Annotated in this window: 23 protein-coding genes; 8 read left to right on the top strand and 15 right to left on the bottom strand. The window is 36.3% G+C overall.

Annotated elements, in window-relative coordinates; all coding sequences use genetic code 11:
• Positions 1–35 precede the first annotated feature (35 nt).
• The 3 genes from ACQKL0_RS03525 to ACQKL0_RS03535 form a co-directional block, all read right to left on the bottom strand.
• Complete coding sequence (locus ACQKL0_RS03525) at positions 36–512, bottom strand: CcdC family protein (protein WP_402875374.1); 477 nt, start codon at positions 510–512, stop codon at positions 36–38.
• A gap of 113 nt (positions 513–625) precedes the next feature.
• A complete protein-coding gene (locus ACQKL0_RS03530) occupies positions 626–985 on the bottom strand; it encodes a response regulator (protein WP_402875372.1) in 360 nt (119 codons plus the stop codon).
• Positions 986–1,174: 189 nt separating this feature from the next.
• The gene (locus tag ACQKL0_RS03535; protein WP_427686327.1) at positions 1,175–1,882 is read right to left on the bottom strand and encodes a cytochrome c biogenesis CcdA family protein; all 708 of its coding nucleotides are present in this window, start codon (positions 1,880–1,882) and stop codon (positions 1,175–1,177) included.
• 238 nt (positions 1,883–2,120) lie between these two features.
• On the opposite strand from ACQKL0_RS03535, the gene ACQKL0_RS03540 reads away from it, so the two are divergent.
• On the top strand, positions 2,121–2,288 hold the full coding sequence (locus ACQKL0_RS03540; RefSeq protein WP_402875367.1) for a Spo0E family sporulation regulatory protein-aspartic acid phosphatase: 168 nt from the start codon (positions 2,121–2,123) through the stop codon (positions 2,286–2,288).
• 161 nt (positions 2,289–2,449) lie between these two features.
• A complete protein-coding gene (locus tag ACQKL0_RS03545) occupies positions 2,450–3,205 on the top strand; it encodes a polysaccharide deacetylase family protein (protein WP_427686329.1) in 756 nt (251 codons plus the stop codon).
• Positions 3,206–3,304: 99 nt separating this feature from the next.
• Here the strand turns inward: ACQKL0_RS03545 and ACQKL0_RS03550 are convergent, their stop codons facing one another.
• Positions 3,305–3,940, bottom strand: a complete 636-nt coding sequence (locus tag ACQKL0_RS03550) for a TetR/AcrR family transcriptional regulator (protein ID WP_402875365.1) — start codon at positions 3,938–3,940, stop codon at positions 3,305–3,307.
• A 111-nt stretch (positions 3,941–4,051) separates the two neighbouring features.
• On the opposite strand from ACQKL0_RS03550, the gene ACQKL0_RS03555 reads away from it, so the two are divergent.
• On the top strand, positions 4,052–4,786 hold the full coding sequence (locus ACQKL0_RS03555; protein WP_427686331.1) for a glucose 1-dehydrogenase: 735 nt from the start codon (positions 4,052–4,054) through the stop codon (positions 4,784–4,786).
• Between the two features lie 333 nt (positions 4,787–5,119).
• Here the strand turns inward: ACQKL0_RS03555 and ACQKL0_RS03560 are convergent, their stop codons facing one another.
• The 6 genes from ACQKL0_RS03560 to yneA all read right to left on the bottom strand — a co-directional run bounded on the left by ACQKL0_RS03560 (position 5,120) and on the right by yneA (position 9,650).
• Positions 5,120–5,335 carry a YneF family protein gene (locus ACQKL0_RS03560; RefSeq protein ID WP_402875361.1) on the bottom strand — a complete coding sequence of 72 codons (216 nt, stop codon included), beginning with the start codon at positions 5,333–5,335 and terminating at the stop codon, positions 5,120–5,122.
• An 84-nt stretch (positions 5,336–5,419) separates the two neighbouring features.
• Positions 5,420–5,860 carry a sporulation inhibitor of replication protein SirA gene (gene sirA, locus ACQKL0_RS03565; protein WP_402956413.1) on the bottom strand — a complete coding sequence of 147 codons (441 nt, stop codon included), beginning with the start codon at positions 5,858–5,860 and terminating at the stop codon, positions 5,420–5,422.
• Between the two features lie 273 nt (positions 5,861–6,133).
• Positions 6,134–8,140 carry a transketolase gene (tkt, locus tag ACQKL0_RS03570; protein ID WP_427686334.1) on the bottom strand — a complete coding sequence of 669 codons (2,007 nt, stop codon included), beginning with the start codon at positions 8,138–8,140 and terminating at the stop codon, positions 6,134–6,136.
• Between the two features lie 231 nt (positions 8,141–8,371).
• Complete coding sequence (locus ACQKL0_RS03575; protein WP_402875358.1) at positions 8,372–8,605, bottom strand: DUF896 domain-containing protein; 234 nt, start codon at positions 8,603–8,605, stop codon at positions 8,372–8,374.
• A gap of 64 nt (positions 8,606–8,669) precedes the next feature.
• A complete protein-coding gene (locus tag ACQKL0_RS03580; protein WP_427686336.1) occupies positions 8,670–9,326 on the bottom strand; it encodes a YneB family resolvase-like protein in 657 nt (218 codons plus the stop codon).
• A 12-nt stretch (positions 9,327–9,338) separates the two neighbouring features.
• A complete protein-coding gene (gene yneA, locus ACQKL0_RS03585; RefSeq protein WP_402875354.1) occupies positions 9,339–9,650 on the bottom strand; it encodes a cell division suppressor protein YneA in 312 nt (103 codons plus the stop codon).
• Between the two features lie 159 nt (positions 9,651–9,809).
• On the opposite strand from yneA, the gene lexA reads away from it, so the two are divergent.
• On the top strand, positions 9,810–10,433 hold the full coding sequence (gene lexA, locus ACQKL0_RS03590; RefSeq protein WP_402875352.1) for a transcriptional repressor LexA: 624 nt from the start codon (positions 9,810–9,812) through the stop codon (positions 10,431–10,433).
• 193 nt (positions 10,434–10,626) lie between these two features.
• Complete coding sequence (locus tag ACQKL0_RS03595) at positions 10,627–10,914, top strand: hypothetical protein (protein ID WP_402956409.1); 288 nt, start codon at positions 10,627–10,629, stop codon at positions 10,912–10,914.
• A 170-nt stretch (positions 10,915–11,084) separates the two neighbouring features.
• On the opposite strand, the gene ACQKL0_RS03600 is transcribed toward ACQKL0_RS03595, so the two are convergent.
• On the bottom strand, positions 11,085–11,321 hold the full coding sequence (locus ACQKL0_RS03600) for a GlsB/YeaQ/YmgE family stress response membrane protein (RefSeq protein ID WP_402875429.1): 237 nt from the start codon (positions 11,319–11,321) through the stop codon (positions 11,085–11,087).
• Between the two features lie 752 nt (positions 11,322–12,073).
• On the opposite strand from ACQKL0_RS03600, the gene ACQKL0_RS03605 reads away from it, so the two are divergent.
• Positions 12,074–13,567: a peptide MFS transporter gene (locus tag ACQKL0_RS03605; RefSeq protein ID WP_427686338.1), complete on the top strand. Its 1,494-nt coding sequence runs from the start codon at positions 12,074–12,076 to the stop codon at positions 13,565–13,567.
• 52 nt (positions 13,568–13,619) lie between these two features.
• Here ACQKL0_RS03605 and ACQKL0_RS03610 read toward each other — a convergent pair whose 3' ends face one another.
• Complete coding sequence (locus ACQKL0_RS03610; protein WP_403123107.1) at positions 13,620–14,228, bottom strand: VanZ family protein; 609 nt, start codon at positions 14,226–14,228, stop codon at positions 13,620–13,622.
• A 363-nt stretch (positions 14,229–14,591) separates the two neighbouring features.
• Between ACQKL0_RS03610 and ACQKL0_RS03615 the strand changes: the two genes are divergently transcribed.
• Positions 14,592–14,867 carry a YqhV family protein gene (locus tag ACQKL0_RS03615; RefSeq protein ID WP_402956403.1) on the top strand — a complete coding sequence of 92 codons (276 nt, stop codon included), beginning with the start codon at positions 14,592–14,594 and terminating at the stop codon, positions 14,865–14,867.
• A 226-nt stretch (positions 14,868–15,093) separates the two neighbouring features.
• Here ACQKL0_RS03615 and ACQKL0_RS03620 read toward each other — a convergent pair whose 3' ends face one another.
• Together ACQKL0_RS03620 and ACQKL0_RS03625 are read right to left on the bottom strand one after the other, a co-directional pair.
• Positions 15,094–15,786, bottom strand: a complete 693-nt coding sequence (locus ACQKL0_RS03620; protein WP_427686340.1) for an N-acetylmuramoyl-L-alanine amidase — start codon at positions 15,784–15,786, stop codon at positions 15,094–15,096.
• Positions 15,787–16,024: 238 nt separating this feature from the next.
• Entirely contained in the window at positions 16,025–16,291 is a 267-nt protein-coding gene (locus ACQKL0_RS03625; RefSeq protein ID WP_427686342.1) for a CotD family spore coat protein, read from the bottom strand.
• A 370-nt stretch (positions 16,292–16,661) separates the two neighbouring features.
• On the opposite strand from ACQKL0_RS03625, the gene ACQKL0_RS03630 reads away from it, so the two are divergent.
• Positions 16,662–17,039: a PH domain-containing protein gene (locus tag ACQKL0_RS03630; RefSeq protein WP_427686344.1), complete on the top strand. Its 378-nt coding sequence runs from the start codon at positions 16,662–16,664 to the stop codon at positions 17,037–17,039.
• A 311-nt stretch (positions 17,040–17,350) separates the two neighbouring features.
• Here the strand turns inward: ACQKL0_RS03630 and ACQKL0_RS03635 are convergent, their stop codons facing one another.
• Positions 17,351–17,797 (bottom strand): hypothetical protein, encoded by a 447-nt coding sequence (locus tag ACQKL0_RS03635; RefSeq protein ID WP_403123111.1) that lies wholly within the window; start codon positions 17,795–17,797, stop codon positions 17,351–17,353.
• Positions 17,798–17,987: the final 190 nt, after the last annotated feature.

Below are 17,987 nucleotides of genomic sequence, written 5' to 3' on the forward strand. Positions count from 1 at the left end.
ACATGTGTCAACATGCGGTTTTCACTGGGTAAAAGTCAAATCATCTTACCTTCACTAAAAGAAGCTGCTTTGACTTTTTTATATTGGTAAAGCATCACAACTCGCCAAGGAACAATCATACCGAAAGCAAGAAGGAAAAACATCCCACCAAGCACTCCAATTTCAATCGTGCTTCCCAAAATCAATTTAGCTACCAAACGAATTACCATAATACCGATTAAAATAAAAATAAATGCTTTGGAACGCTGGATATATATTTGTTCATCACGCACTTCGAATTTCGAAGTCTTGATTAATAAGATAGAAAATAACATACCAGCTATAAGAGCTTCTAAAAGTTCAGAACGTGTTACTTGAAACATCGGAAAAAGAAACATCAAAGCTCCTGTACTCATGAAAAGAGGCGGTAGTATAATCTTTTTCGCATTCACCGGTCTTTCCGTTTCCTTCATACGCAACTTAAAAACAACTAAAGCCATCAAAATAGCCATTCCTGTTGTTATATATATCATTTAACTCATCCTTTTTAGCTAATAGTAAGTAGGTACACACTAAGAAAACTATATAATAATTATAACCTTAAACAAAGTATATAGTACCTAAATCAGATTAACAAGGCGAGTATTTAATCCAATACCCTATTAACGGCATCCAAGACTCGATTCTCATCAAAAGGCTTTACAATAAAGTCCTTTGCTCCAGCCTCAATGGCTTCCACAACCATTTTTTGCTGCCCCATAGCTGAGCACATAATAACCATTGCAGAGGAAAACTCCTTTTTTATTTCCTTAACTGCATCAAGCCCGCTCATTATCGGCATTGTTATATCCATTATGACTAAATCGGGATTCAGTCTTCGATATAGTTCAATCGCCTCTTTTCCATTTTCACCTTCACCAACCACTTCATGGCCTGCTTTAGTCAATATATTTGAAAGTGTCATTCTCATAAATTTAGCATCATCAACTACTAATAATTGGGCCATAGCCGCTCCTCCTCATTTCAAACAACAAGCAGAACAAATAAAAGATATTCAAAGTTATATATTCCTAGAATATCTAACTTAAGTCCTAAAATCAACGAATTTTATAACTAAAGGAATAAAAAAAGAGACCAAAGACTCAATGAAAAGCCTATACAATTCAAAAAATATATTTTTTTACATGAAAATGCACTAAAATCCAATAAACCCACCGAATAGTGTAGTTAAAACGGCAATGATTTTAGTCATCCAATCAAAAAATAAGATAATCCCCATAACAATCATTAAATAACCGCCAATTTTCATAATGTACTGACTGTAGGTTTTTATCCATTTTAATTTCCCTACAAAAAAGGATAAAACAAAGAATGGGATGGCAAATCCTAATACATAAGCAATCATATAGTTCATAGCGGCACTAGGATTTGTTACCCCTAGCGTCATGACAGTACCTAAAAGGGGACCCGCACATGGCGTCCACCCAGCTGCAAAAGCAAGACCAATAAGAATCGATCCCAAGTAACCACCAGGCCTGTTCTTAAATTCAAACCGGCTATCCTTCATTAAGTACTTCGGTTGGAAGATTCCCACTATGAATAACCCAAAAAGGACTATTAAGATGGCACCAATTTGACGAATTAACTCTTTATAATCCGAAAAGAAAGAACCTAAATATGTAGTACCGAATCCTAGCGCTATAAATACCAACGAGAAACCTAGCAAAAAGAACAACGTATGCAACATGCTTCTTTTTTGCAGCATAGTATTATCCGACTTGATTTCTCCCACGCTCATACCTGTGATGTATGATAAAAAAGCAGGATATAACGGCAAGCAGCATGGAGAAATAAAGCTCAAAAATCCAGCTCCAAATGCTAAGAAAATATTAATTTCATCCAAGACTTCCACTCCTATGTAAGACAACCTATAAACATTGTATCAAATTATATAAAAAAATACATTTTTGGAATTGATAATTTTTCGTGACACCTGAAAAAGCTAATTAAAATGATCTTTACCCATAAGTGAAAAACTTATTTGATAACAATTCATCAAGGCTTTATAATTGTTATATTCATACATATTTTACAACAAATCTAAAAAAACGCCAATGCATTCGGATTAGAAAGGAATAGCTATGTTAAAAAGTAATGAATGTCTTGAACAAATCGAATTAAAACGAAGTGAACTTATTACTATAGTGGAGCGAAATGGGTTAAGTTCACATCTTGCCATCGAACTTAGTCAACAGCTTGACCAATTACTCAACATCTATCATGAAAAACATTATAAAACGGGTACTTGACTAAAGTGATACTGGTTTCAGTATATGACGTATATTCATCTTCATTCCTCAATGACGTGCACTTATTGCTTACCTCTCTTCTTCTCATTCCTAATCATTAATAAATAAAGACAAACTCCGCATAATAACATGTATAACCGTATTTCCTGGAGGAAACTATTGTGAAAACTTTATTTATTGCCCTATCCCTCATTATTTTGTTGTTTCCTGCCTCGTATAACGAGTCCCAGGCAGCAACAGACAGCAGAGCAGTTTACGAAAAAACAGGAAATGTTATTTGGGAAGTGAATACTCAAGAAAAAATCGTTGCCATTACATTTGATGATGGGCCCCATCCAGACTATACTCCTCAGATCCTGGATCTTTTAGCAAAATATAATGCAAAAGCTACTTTTTTCGTAGCGGGTAATAAAGTGAAGAGCTACCCAGATGTTTTAAAAAGAGAGATTAAGGAAGGTCATGAAATTGCCAACCATACTTATACTCATCCATATGATAGGAATATAACTGCTCATAAACTATCATCGGAATTAGATGATACGGATAAGATTATATGGGACCTTGCACGATATAAACCCTCTCTTTATCGTCCTGTAGGTGGTTTCCATAATGACACAATCATTAATACTGCGGTTAATAAAGGATTTAAAGTGGTACTCTGGTCTTGGCATCAGGACCCAAAAGACTGGGCTAGGCCTCCAGCTAATAAAATATCAAACCACATCATTAAATCCTTGCGACCCGGAGATATCATTTTACTCCATGATTGGAGTGACCGCCCCCAAACAGTTCGTGCTTTAGAAACAACACTAGCTTATCTTTATAAAAATGGTTATGAATGTGTAACCGTATCCGAATTATTGTATCGTTCAAACCTTACCTTACCTGAATTTTTCAGGGTTTTCCCATTGAAATAGGAAATATAATACGTTTTATTTATTCGGTCAACACTAGTAATAGGCCACTCAATCAAATCGATATGTCATCCCAGTATCAGTTAGGGTGTTTCAACCAATTTAAGCCCTTATATAGTGGAGGAACATCTCTTTTAAAAACTGTTGTTGGTCAATGGGGGTAATACCCGAAGATGGTATAGCTACCTTTTCATGCAAAGTGATTCTCGTTGAAAATATGCTAAAACAATTAGTTATTGTTTGAAGGGCTAGCTCCATATTTATATCAGAACGGAGAGAGTCATCTTCAACCCCTTGCTTTATGATTTTGAAAATTTCACGCGATAACTCTTTTTGTATGTCGATATAGGAATCAATATTCTCTAGAGGCTCGTTTTTATATGAGGAATAGCTTTCAAAAGCCTCACGAAATAAGGTGACTTTTCTAGCTGGTCCATTCGCGATCTCTAAAAAATATTCGAATAACTCTTCAAATTTTTCGTATGCGTTCTTTTCTGAATCGGCAATCTTTTTTAGGTCGTCTTGGAAATTACTTAAAATGAATACAGCAACCTCAACGATTAAATTTTCTTTTTTAGGAAAGTAACGAAATAAGGTGGCTATACCGACATTTGCCTTTGTAGCGACATCTTGCATTTGTACATCATATAATCCTTTTTCTGAAAATAATTCCTCCGCTGCAAGGATTATTTGTTCTGTCCGATGCTTTTTATTTTTTTCTCTAGTATTTGAACTCACGATTCATCGGTCCTTTCTCCTATTGCTTGATATATTCTGTTAAATAGTATAAAATAAAAATGCATAAAATGATAGTTCGACTATCAAAAAAATAATAATGAGGTGTTATTTATGGAAAGATTATTAAATAAAGTAGCAATTATCACTGGCGCAGCAGCCGGCATGGGTGCGACTCATGCGCGTAAATTTATTGAAGAAGGCGCAAAAGTCGTTTTAACCGACTTAAATGAAGAAGCCGGAGCAGCTCTTGCGAAAGAACTAGGCGAAAACGCCATATTTATTAAACAAGACGTTTCTAGCGAATCCGATTGGCAGACTGTCGTTACCGAGACTGAAAACACATTTGGCCCAGTAAACATTCTAGTAAACAATGCAGGAATAAGCCTTAATAACTCCATTGAAGATATTACCTTGGATCAGTACCTTAAAATCGTCAAAATTAACCAAGTATCTGTATTTTTAGGAATGAAAACCGTTGTTTCATCCATGAAGAAAACTGAAAACGGATCAATCGTCAATATTTCTTCAATGAACGGGTTAGTGGCTGGTGCGATTGGTTATACGGATACAAAATTTGCCGTTCGCGGAATGACAAAAGCAGCCGCCATTGATTTTTCACGTTATGGAATCCGAGTGAATTCAGTACACCCAGGTGTGATTGAAACACCGATGGTAACCCAAGGCGATGCTGTCGAAGTCATCAAAGAATTTGCCAAACATATTCCTCTTAAACGCGTGGCACAGCCAGAAGAAGTCTCCAATCTCGTTCTTTTCCTAGCTTCCGAAGAATCCAGCTATTCTACAGGAGCTGAATTCGTAATTGACGGCGGATTAACTGCACAATAATATAAAATGACACATACACACAGGTTGCCCCTTTTATCTTGGGGCAACCTATTTTTACATTTAACGCCCATTATGAATGGGATTCCTATCTATCACGTCTTTCCTTTCTGTACACTTAATAATCAATTTTTATATGGGCCTGGTCCCCTCACACAAAAAACCCCCTTCTCTGGTAGATTTCGTCAGAGAAAGAGGTTTCGGATCGCGATGAAAGATAAAGCAAACAAAAATTTATGATGAAAGATTACTCTGTAATGCATTTTATGATTTGCTCATCCTATAATAGCCATAATCAATCGATTAAAAATTAGTGCATAGCGATTTTCATGCTATTTATTTGGTTTGTTGTTTATTCATAGCACTCATCATTTGATTAATTTTCTTTTGGGACGGTTTCATACCCATTTGCATCATCATCATTTTCAACATTTGTTCGTTAATTGGCGGATTTTTCTTTAAGTAATCCATCATGTATTTACGAGCGATGAAAAATCCTAGCACTATTCCCAAAATCAATGCTAGTACGCCAACTAGAATGTAAACCCACATACTATTTCCTCCTTCATGTTGTCTAACATCAGTGTACTAGACCAAATATTATTATACAATACCCGCTAGCGAAAAGTCCCCCATTTAGACAAATTTTCTTTCTTTAATCGGTTTTAACCAACCATACTTTTCATGTTCAAAATCAATGGCTAGAAAACCTGGTTCGCATTTGCGAATACATTCAAAGAAAGCAGTCTCCGCTTCAACGTCACCTTCAGATTTAAGTATTATGGATTCACCCTCAATAGTTAAGGCCGCCTTGCTTGTTCCACTTGTTTTTTCTAAATAGTATTTACCGTTTTGCGACCAAAAATTCATCTTTTTCTTTAACCGCTGTTCAATAACAGCCTGCAATTGGATTACGGGAACTGTCTTGGTGACATATTCGATTTGTTTTTGCAAAATACTCCTTAGTCCACCCTTTGCTTGAATATACTCCAAAAACAAATTGAAGAAAAGCTTTTCCCTACCATAATAATGATGGGCGAATTCATCTTCAATCAAAAAAATCTGATAGGTCCTCATTTGCCTATACCTCCCTAGGATCTCAATTTACGAATAGATATTAAAACGTAATGTCTTTTGCCATGACCCTTTATAAACCTTTACCCATTTGACACATTTAATCGATAATTAATTATTCTTATTATATCTTGACAAAACAACAAGATATGTTGTTTGCTGGAGAAATTTTCATCTTTTTTTGTCGAATGGGATTTTTTTAAATAAGTCCTCATTTACCTGAAATATAAGAAAAACTGACACCTCATAAATAGGTGTCAGTCAGGTCTTACTCAATTATTTAACAAGCATCTCTTTCACACGAGCTACTACATTTTCAACGGTAAAGCCGAATTCTTTCATAATTTTACCGCCTGGAGCTGAAGCGCCAAAATGATTAATGGCTAAAATTTCACCTTCATCCCCTGTATAACGGTCCCAGCCAAATGGTGAAGCCATTTCGATAGCCAGACGTTTTTTGACAGCCGGGTTGATTACACTTTGTTTGTAATCCTTGGATTGAGTTTCAAAACGATCCCACGATGGCATGCTGATAACGGAAACTTCAATTCCTTCCTCCGACAATGCTTGCTGTGCTTCGACAGCTAGATGAACTTCAGAACCAGTAGCCAGTAGCAATGCATCCGCTACTTCTTTTTTAGCGTCTGATATAACATACGCACCTTTTAACACACCTTCATAAGCAGTTTCTGATGTGTTTTTGATTGTCGGTAACCCTTGTCGTGTTAACACAAGTGCCGTTGGTTTATCTTTAGACTCAATAGCGACCTTCCAAGCTGCTGCAACTTCATTACCATCAGCTGGACGAATCACACCAAGATTAGGCATGGCACGTAATGAGGCTAATTGTTCGATAGGCTCATGTGTCGGTCCGTCTTCACCAACAGCGATACTGTCGTGAGTGAATACATATGTTACAGGAAGTCCCATTAAGGCAGCCATTCGGATGGATGGACGTAGATAATCAGAGAATACGAAGAATGTTCCACCGTAAACCTTGATGCCACCATGTAGCGTCATCCCATTCAATGCTGCTCCCATAGCGAATTCACGTACACCAAACCAAATATTACGTCCACTATAATTTCCAGGCAATAGATCTGTAGCACCTTTGATGGATGTATTATTTGAACCTGCTAAATCAGCTGAACCTCCAATAAGGCTAGGTAGTTTTTTCGCTAATGCATTCAATACTTCTCCACTGGAAGCACGCGAAGCCAATGTCTTGCCTTCTTCATAAACTGGAATTTCTTGATCCCAGTCTGCAGGTAGTTCACCTTTTATAGAAAGCTCCAGCTGTTCAGCGAGCTCAGGGTACGCTTCTTTATATTTATTAAATAATTCATTCCATTCTTGTTCTTTTTTATTTCCAGCTTCTACGCAAGCTTCATTAAAGTGTGCATATACTTCATCCGGAACATAAAAGTCTTCTTCGAATGTCCATTTGTAAGCTTCTTTTGTCAACTTCATTTCATCAGCACCTAGAGGAGCACCGTGAGCAGCAGACTTACCAGAGCGGTTAGGAGAACCATAACCAATCACTGTCTTCACTTCGATTAAAGTTGGACGAGCTTCATCAGTCTTTGCTTCGTCAATGGCTTTTGCGATTTGTTGTAAATCGTTGCCGTCTTCCACTCTCAGATACTGCCAGCCGTATGATTTAAAACGGTCTGCTACACTTTCACTGAATGATTGGCTAAGATCTCCATCAAGAGAAATATCGTTTGAATCATATAAAACGACAAGTCTTCCTAGTTGAAGATGCCCTGCTAAAGAAGCTGCTTCAGCTGAAACGCCTTCCATTAAGTCTCCATCCCCACAAATACTATATGTATAATGATCAACCACATTATAAGAATCACGATTGTAGCTTTCAGCCAAGTGACGTTCTGCCATTGCCATACCTACAGCCATTGCAATCCCTTGGCCAAGTGGTCCAGTAGTGGCATCTACTCCAGCAGTATGTCCGTATTCAGGATGCCCAGGAGTTTTACTTCCCCATTGACGGAAACCCTTTAAGTCATCCATTGTCAAGCCGTAACCTGATAAATGCAGGAGACTGTATAATAGCATGGAACCATGTCCTGCCGATAAAACAAAACGGTCTCTATTAAACCAATCAGGATTTTTCGGGTTATGATTCATATAATCAGTCCACAGCTTATATGCCATGGGAGCTGCACCCATAGGCATGCCTGGATGACCTGAATTAGCCTTTTCAATTGCATCGATCGATAATGTACGAATTGTATTAATAGAAAGTGCATCTAATTTATCTAACATGTGTAAAACATCCCTTCCTGTAGTGTACCTCTTTATATTATATTGACTAACTTAATATCACAACTAAAATAACCATTTCTTGCACAGCTAATTCAATTTTCTACTAATTAAGGATTTACCAAGGTTAGGTTAAACCAAAAAAGAGAATACATACATCGATGCATTCTCTTTTTTCACTTTACATTCCTCATGAGTAATCCTAATTATGGGGCCATCATCAGTCCTTATTGGTTAATGTAAACCTTTTTTTTCTTTAATATTTTTTATTTTTTGAGGCGTGACATCATTACCTTCTGGATCGATAACTTTAACATTTTCTAACGTATCAGCCATTGAACGTCTAAATGTCTCCAAATACTCACTTCGTAAGGAAGTTTGCTCTTTCGCCTCTTCTACAGTTAAGCCCTCTCCCTTAGCTTTTTTAGAAAGTTCATTGATACGGGCCATTTTTTCTTTTGATAGCATAATTTTTCTCCTTTATATATACGGATATTGACATGGTATTAAAAAAAAAGTGAAATTACAAGTTCTATGATTGATTCTCCGGTGTACCTTGCTGGTATTCCAAGAATCTGCGGTGTACCGTTGCTTTTGACACGTCATAGCCAAAGCCTCTCAGTGTTGCCGCAATCTCGGCAAAAGTTAATCCATTCGAACGCAGTTTCACAATTTCTTCTATGGGTACTTCTTTACGATCCCTGCCAGTGGAGTTTCTTTGGTTCTTCAGGTTTTTCTGGGGGCGGTAGCCATTTTCAACGGCCCTAAGCATACCACGTTTAATTTTCAGGTTATGTAGTTTGCGTTGATATTCTTCTACAATACCAACAATTTGGATAACCATGGCATCAGAGTCCGATAACTCTAATTCACCATCATGAGAAAGTGTGAAAATCTTCACTCCTTCTTTAAGTACAACATGAAACAAGGCAATTTTAGCATTTCCTCTTCCCAACCTAGTTTCATCTTGAATCAGGAGAACATCCGCTTCTTTTGTCTTAAAAAGATCAAGCATGTCAAATATCCCGTCACGGTTCAGTTCGTAACCACTTGCCTGCTCTCTTATTATTGAAACGACTTCCATGTCATTATGTTCTGCTAACTTTACTAATTCCTCTTCCTGCCTAGCTAGCGAGGTTTCCTGTGTTTCTTTTTCTGTACTTACCCGACAATAGATGACTGCTTTCATATGAACCTACCTTTACTGCTTACTAGCCAAACTTTGGACTACTTTTTCACTTTCAACTGGTATGACAATGATTTGACCTGCCTTAATCGTATCCGCCCTTACACCGTTATACTCTTCTATCCAACCAATGAATTCTTTTTTTGTCAATTCGGTTTGACCATATTCTTCTGAAATCTCCCATATAGTATCACCTTCGTTAATTTCAATCGAAAGGAAATCCTTATTTTGATTACTATCTAATGTGAAAGAGAATAAAATAGACAAGATAAATACAAATCCTGCTAATAGAATCGTATAGATATTATTTTTGCAAAATGTCTTCATTAATATCCCTCCATAGCGAATGTACGTTCGTTTTTAGTTGATAATTGAATTATAATACGAACGTTTGTTTCAGTCAACAACCAAATTCGAACTTATGTTTGTATAGCATGGAGAGCCATGCTATAATATAGCAAAGAATTATAGAGAAGAGGTGCGTATATGACTAAACTATCAAAACGGCAGCAGGATATTCTTGATTTCATAAAAGATGAAGTTCGTCAAAAAGGTTATCCACCTTCCGTTAGAGAGATTGGCGAAGCTGTGGGACTTGCATCAAGTTCGACTGTACATGGACATTTATCTCGTTTGGAAAGCAAAGGCTTAATCAGACGCGACCCGACTAAACCAAGGGCCATTGAGATTTTAAATATAGAAGAATCTAATAACATTCCAAAAACAAACGTAGTTAACGTACCACTTCTCGGAAAAGTAACCGCAGGTATGCCGATAACTGCCATTGAGAACATAGAGGAATACTTCCCTCTTCCTGAAAGTATGGTTCCACATGATGATCATGTGTTCATGCTTGAAATTATGGGTGAAAGTATGATTGAAGCAGGAATTCATGATGGAGATTATGTCATTGTAAAACAACAAAGCAATGCCAATAACGGAGATATCGTCGTGGCCATGACGGAAGATGATGAAGCCACCGTTAAACGATTCTTTAAGGAACCGGATTACATACGGCTTCAGCCGGAAAACTCCAATATGGAACCTATCATTCTAAGAGATGTAACCATTCTTGGAAGAGTGATCGGGCTATATAGGCAAATTCACTAAAAGCGCACAAATTGCGCTTTTTTTATTTGTTTTAAGTCTATGTATTACATCCTATGTATATGACAGAAGCAATATTATAATATTTTACTAGAGAGCATTGAATAACAAACCGAGTCAAAATAACAAGGTATAATTCTTTTATATCCGGTGAAATTAAGTTCAATAGACATTTCTTTTTGAAAGTGGTGTTACTATGGATTTTCCGACGATACATACGAATTTTTGGGATGCTGTAATGGCTATCCCAACTATCATGATTTTGACCCAAATTATAAAGTTTCTCTTTCCTATCCCCCGAAGTTACGTACCCACTATTGCGTTATGTCTTGGTTTAATCATTTCTATATTCATAAGCCATCGGCATAACTTGACTACCGGGATTTTTATGGGATGGTTTTACGGATACGCCAGTATCGGTAATTACGCCGCACTTAAAACAGCTTTCGTATCCTTTAGAAACTCTGATAATCATTCGGATTGAGTAAACACTGATCGATCCTTTAATCGAAACCTCTATTTTTTTACGCAAAAAAACTGTCCAGTATTGTTGAACAGCATTTTCAAGCAATAATGGACACATATAGATCAGCTTTCTCTAAACCATCTACACGTGATTCTGGAAAATTTATTCAATCGTATACCCTCTGCTTTCTACCTCCATCTTGTATTTCTCATGATAATGGATACAATGAACACTACAATTATGGCACCCAGTAACGCAGGCACAATGTAAAACCCTTCTGTTTCAGGTCCGATTGGCCCTAATATTGCAGTACCAAGCCATGCTCCAACAAATCCAGCAATGATATTTCCAATAATTCCACCCGGCATATCCCTTCCTAAAATCAGGCTTCCCAGCCATCCAATTATTCCACCAACAATTAACATCCAAATTAGCTCCAAAAATAACCACCTCCTTTCTCTAAAATTTATGAAATTTTTTTATTAATAGAACAGACTTGTGACTAATGAAAATCACTTAAGCTCCTCAGGCAATAAACTTATCGGCTGCTTATATACTTCTACCTATATAGGTACTATAAAAGGCCGCCCTAAAAAGGGTGGCCTTTAGTGTTTGATCTTCCGTTCTCCCTACCACAAAGAAAACCATCCAGTAAGAATGGTTGAAAATTATTATTTGGTTATAATAATAAATGCCGCCAGATAACTGCAATTATCTGGCGGCACCACATGGTAAAAAAGAAAACAATTAAATTGCTTTCTATACTAGAATAAGTATTTTGGCTTCTTTTGTCGATATGACAATATTCCTATTTTCAATTATTTACACTATTTCCTACCATACTTTTTTAATATTTCAACCTTTATTCATCATCATTTTTTCTACACAACCATTTAAAATTGGATTTTCATAACTTATTGAAGGTTCTTGCAATTCGAAACCCCAAATCATTTACTTAATGGATTATATATCAAATGAACGGTGCGTTTTCAATCCAACGTGATTAAAGGGCTCTAATATATACCTCATTACCTATTTATGCCATTTCAATAGTCCTGTATTTCACAAAAACGGGATATAAACACCACTTATTATGAACTATTATTAAAATACACTAAATATTCTTTACAACTGCTCTAAGAAAAGTTATTATACTATAATAAAAGGAGGAGAATGTATGTCATCAATAAATAAACAGAAAATTTTGGATAGCATTCCTCAAAAAGGTTTTTTCGGAAACCCTAAAGGACTATTCACTCTTTTCTTCACGGAGTTTTGGGAGCGCTTCTCCTATTATGGTATGAAGGCCATTCTTGTATACTATATGTATTATGAGGTATCTAAAGGTGGATTAGGTCTTGATGAAAAAACATCTCTAGCCATTGTATCCATCTATGGATCGTTAGTATATATGTCCGGAATTATTGGTGGCTGGTTAGCCGATAGGATTTTCGGAACATCGAAAGCCGTTTTTTACGGCGGTATATTGATTATGCTTGGTCATATTGCACTTGCCATACCGGGCAGCATTTCCATGTTCTTTGTTTCCATGATACTAATCGTTATAGGTACAGGTCTTTTAAAACCAAATGTATCCAGTATTGTTGGGGAGCTATATGCAGAAGACGATAACCGTCGAGATTCTGGTTTCAGCATATTCTACATGGGAATAAACACGGGTGCATTCATTGCTCCGCTTATTGTCGGAACAGTTGGAATGAAGTACAATTTCCACCTTGGATTCGGTATTGCAGCCGTTGGTATGTTTATTGGATTAATCGTCTTCATGGCTACAAAGAAAAAAAATCTGGGACTTGCAGGAATAACCCCTGTCAATCCTTTGGCTCCGAATGAAAAGAAATCTGTTTACACCAAGATTGGGCTAGCTATTTTAATTATTGCCATCATTTGTGCAATCGCTATCTCAAATGGTCTCTTAACACTTAATAGCTTTATCGGCCTTGTTGGTATTCTTGGAATTCTTATTCCTACCATGTATTTTATTGTGATGTACCGTAGTCCGAAAACAACAGCTGTTGAGCGTTCACGTTTACTAGCCTATATTCCTTTATTTATAGCAGCTGTCATGTTTTGGGCCATCCAAGAACAAGGCTCAACTATTTTAGCAAATTATGCTGATAAACGGACACAGTTAGAATTTGCAGGTTTTCACATTTCACCAGCATGGTTCCAATCTTTAAACCCATTGTTCATCATTACTTTAGCTCCTTTATTCGCATGGTTATGGGTTAAATTAGGGAAACGTCAGCCAACTATACCTCAAAAGTTTTCAATTGGCCTATTCTTTGCTGGTTTATCATTCCTAGTAATTTTGGTTCCCTCTTATTTTGGAGGAGCCGGTTCATTAGTTAGCCCATTATGGCTTGTACTTAGTTATTTCCTTGTAGTAATTGGAGAGCTATGCTTGTCACCTGTTGGTATGTCAGCTACGACTAAACTTGCTCCATCTGCGTTCTCAGCACAAATGATGAGTTTATGGTTCTTAGCCAATGCAGCAGCACAAGCATTAAATGCTCAAATTGTAAGATTTTACTCTGCGGACACGGAAATGGTCTATTTCGGGGCTATCGGAATCACTTCATTGATTTTAGGATTTATCCTATTGGCAATATCACCAAAGATTCAAGGCTTTATGAAAGGCTTACGTTAACAAATGTAAAGCCAGCTTCTCCTATCATGGACAAGCTGGCTTTTTTTGTTTTTCATGCATTCCGCTTTGCGGGGATAATATCTATCACTTTCACGAACCAACGATACAAGAAATATCCCAAATATACCCCAATAAGGTTCAAGATCAGATCGTCTATATCCAAACTTCCTCTTTGAAAAACATACTGGCATATTTCTATGATTGAGATTGAGAAAAAGGGAATAAGAAATCTTGGAATACCGGTCATCTTTTTTCCCTTTCTGGATAGCAGGTACAATCCAAATGGAATGAATAATCCTACATTTGCACTTAGATTATAAAAAGAAACAAGCCAATTCGAATCACCAGTTAAATAAGGGCTGATTGTAGATAACGGGATAATATTATACGAATATTCCTGTCCTTCAGGTCGGAAGAAAAGTAAAACTAGCAAAGAGAAACTATAACCACTTATCGCTACCTGCCAATACAATCGGGGTAGTTTTATTGTTTCCCCCCTGACCAATAAGACGATCATCAACACAGAGACTACAATACAAACCCATACAACCATGATCACCCAAGGGTTCAAATAGAATAGGAGTTGAAGAAAAATAGGTAGACCACCGAAGAATAACCCCTGTGAGAACAGAAGCGTAAGCAATAGCGTTTTATAAGTCATATGGGGCCCTCCTTCTAACGAATACCATTACATCCTAGGCTATTGAGGACATACCGTCAATATGAAAGATATAGCGCTTGGTACAACACTCATAAGATTTCCTACTTTTTCTCTCCGTTGACATACTCCTTAACACGTAATTTCTGACCGACTTTTATTATATATATATATTGGTATCTGTCGGCTATCGTACTGTTTAGCCAAGAAAGATACCGTGTCACCTGACTTCCACCTGACCCCCTTCATAAAGTCCATAACGATGGGTATTTTCAAATGGAACGACCACCGGGATAGGATAAAGTTGTCCTATTTTTTAAAATAGATTCATAAGATAAACGTGCCAAAAGTTCGGAGGGGAAAATCATGTTTATAGCTTTTGAAAAAGCCGTTCTTATAATGGGTTTACTTCGTTTGCTTTCGGGAAGTATAGAAATATTCGCAGCTATACTCATGTTAAGACTTAATGATATCGAAAAAGCGTTGGTTGTGAATAGTTCCCTCGCACTTGTTGGACCTATAATACTTATTAGTACAACAGCTGTTGGCTTATTCGGGATGACCGAAAAGCTTTCCCTCTTTAAAGTTTCATGCATCTTTATAGGAGTGACCATTATATTTATTGGAATAAAAAGCGAATAATAAGCATAAAACAACCATTCTCAATAAATGGGATTGCCCAAGATAAAACATTTCGGCACCTTTTTGATTTCACCAACGATATTTTCAGATTATCTACATATGTGACAGCCATTTCTACAATTCACTTAATCAACTTCTTTAATCTCAATAAGAGAAGGGATTAGATATGGTGTGTAGTGTGGTATCTCGAAGTACTTGATAATGTTTCATTCACCATCCAGAGCTATCATTTCACTCGCAGTTTTTGACCGATTTCAAGGTAATTGGGTTTAACCTTAGGGTTCAGAGCTAAAAGTTTAGACACACTTGTTCCATATTTTATGGCAATGCTATAAAGAGTATCACCCTTTACAATCGTGTGAGTGTTACTTGGTACCTCCTCTTTCCTTTTCAAATTGAATGATTTAACGATTCCATTGACATGTCCTTGAGCCAAATTTTCAATAAAAGCACTCTTTTTCAACTTAGAGGCATCAGAAACATTATCAATGAAGCCATTTTCAGTCAATAAAGCAGGCATAGTGGATTCCCGAAGCACATGTAAATTTCCTGTTTTTTGTCCACGATCTTTCAAATCCACAAGTTTCAGGATTTCAGTGTGGATATTATCCTGGTACTTTTTAGTAACCTGATTAGTGGATGTATAAATATAATCTTCATATCCTTGTCCACCACCGGCATTAATATGGATGGACAAAAAGAAATCAGCTCCCCAGGCGTTCGCTTCGTTTGTCCGTGCCGATAAGGACGGGAAGGTGTCTCCTGTACGACTCATCTTTGTCGATACATTCTTATACCGTGCAAGTAACTCCCTGATTCTTTTAGCAATTTTTAATGTAAGATCTTTTTCTTTCAATCCATTTCCTACAGTGCCTGAATCTTTCCCCCCGTGACCTGGATCAATATATATTTTCACCATAATTATCACCTCCTATTAATTATATGTATAACCCCTATAAATGCTTGTACATCTGTCATTTGATTACTCTCAAAGCAGTGATACACGACTAAAGAACTTGAATAATACAGGGGTGGCCCATATTAGAATGACAGCCTAAAAATTATTATTACATAATAGTATGATTTACTCTTTGAAAGCTTACTACTTCTTGAAAAGGGAAAAGGCACTCATTTCTGATGAGTGCCCTACATGTTAATTATCTATTCCAAAACGGTCTGCAACGATTAGAGTTATTAACATTGCTTCCGCAGTTGAAACTTTCTTCCACTGTTTCATATACTTCCCGTTCCCTTACAGGATAATAATGTTCATTTCTTACAATGGTTCTATTTACATTGATAACTTCAGTAGGGTGTATATGCTTCACTACCCGCCGATTCACTCTGGTATTAACAACCGTTTCAGTTGGGCTAGTAATCACTTCTTCCCTTTGTTCACGGCACTTTCTACAATTACAACTCATTATAAAATCCCACCTTTAATTAGTTTTAGTACTTACAGTGTAGCTTATGAAGTAAGGTGATAACTTGTACTAAACGAATACACTAATTTTTATATTGGTCAGGATAATATAAATGAAACCACTGAATGAGTCATTACTAGTCAGAAATAGATCATTTGTATTTATAATCAAAGTAATACAAGAATAAAGGAAGTTATACGGTTCCCCTCAACAACACTGCCAATTAAAGATAAAATGACCAAAATTGCCCGCTTACAATACTAATTCAATAGTGCTACTATTTATTTAGGTTTTTTTACCTATTTTAAATATAAGTCAAAAATTAAACACGGATTTTTAGAGTAAAACCAAGTTTTAAGGAGGAAATAGCATGGGATTCTTAGATGGATTAATCGGTAATGCCTCAACGATAAGTAAAGATGAAGCATCAAAAGAACTAGAACAGATTCTAACGAATGGTGAGGACGTAGATGCTGCGTTTAAATTAATAAGAGATTTGATTGTATTTACAGACAAACGCCTTATATTAGTGGATAAGCAAGGAATTACTGGCAAAAAGGTAGAATACCATTCCATACCTTTTAAAAGCATTTCCCATTTCAGCGTAGAAACTGCTGGACACTTTGATTTAGACGCAGAATTAAAAATATGGATTTCAGGTGCACAAACACCAGCTGTATCGAAACAATTCAAAAAAGATAAAAGTATTTATGATATTCAAAAATTATTAGCTGCAGTCTGTGGGTAATTCAACGAATATTGATTAGCATAGTTGAAAGAACAAAGGCTTGTTTTGGGGACTCTTATATGGAAGAAAGTAATATTTAATATCAGTGAAATTAACACCAGCTTTCAGATGATAACCAATAGAAAATTGCCGAACTGTATACAACCCTGGTCTCTCGGGCTTTATGCTTGTTCACCCTTTGCACCTCCCGTTAAAAAAACGGTTTTTTCGGATATAATATGTAATTTATTCATTATGATGTATACAATAAGTAATATATGCACGTAAATCATTACTTATTGTATAGCATCTAGAACAAATTGCTTACATATCTATTCAGGTTTAATTTCAATTGTAAATGAGCCTTCTTCTTTAAGTATCTTCATATAGCGATTATCATATTGATCCTCTTCGTACCAAGGTACATAAATATTTTTTAGGGGCTTTTCATCTGTATCTAATAGTTGGATATACATAATGTCATGGTAATTAAATAATCGCCCTAGAATATTAGGTCTGTCTTCCACCTTATTACTTGTAGGATTATTAATATATGCACCAAGAAGATCATCATTATCCGTTGGGGAGTATTCAAGTTCTGTTTGGTGCGTATATGAAATTTCTAAATCTATACGGCTGCTATGATAAGAATTTTCTAAGGCATGATCATCCTTTAAAGGTGTTAGTTCAGCATATGTTAGACCTAAAACACGCTCTGTTGGAATGACAATTGATTCACAATTCTCAAAAACCACTTCTATGTACTTAGCATTATCCATTTGAGCTCACTTCCTTTTTATTATCTATATAGGTAATTATAACAATAAAGGTAAAGTAAAATGTGATTTATTCATACAATCCCTTTCATCCTAAACTTACTTGACCTTTTTAATTCATGATGACACTTAATTTTAACTTTACTTTATAAGGAGTCGTGTGAAACATACTTAGAAAGTATCAAAGTTAATA

Origin of the sequence: Peribacillus sp. NPDC097264 (assembly GCF_050277925.1) — a bacterium.
Classification (GTDB): domain Bacteria; phylum Bacillota; class Bacilli; order Bacillales; family DSM-1321; genus Peribacillus.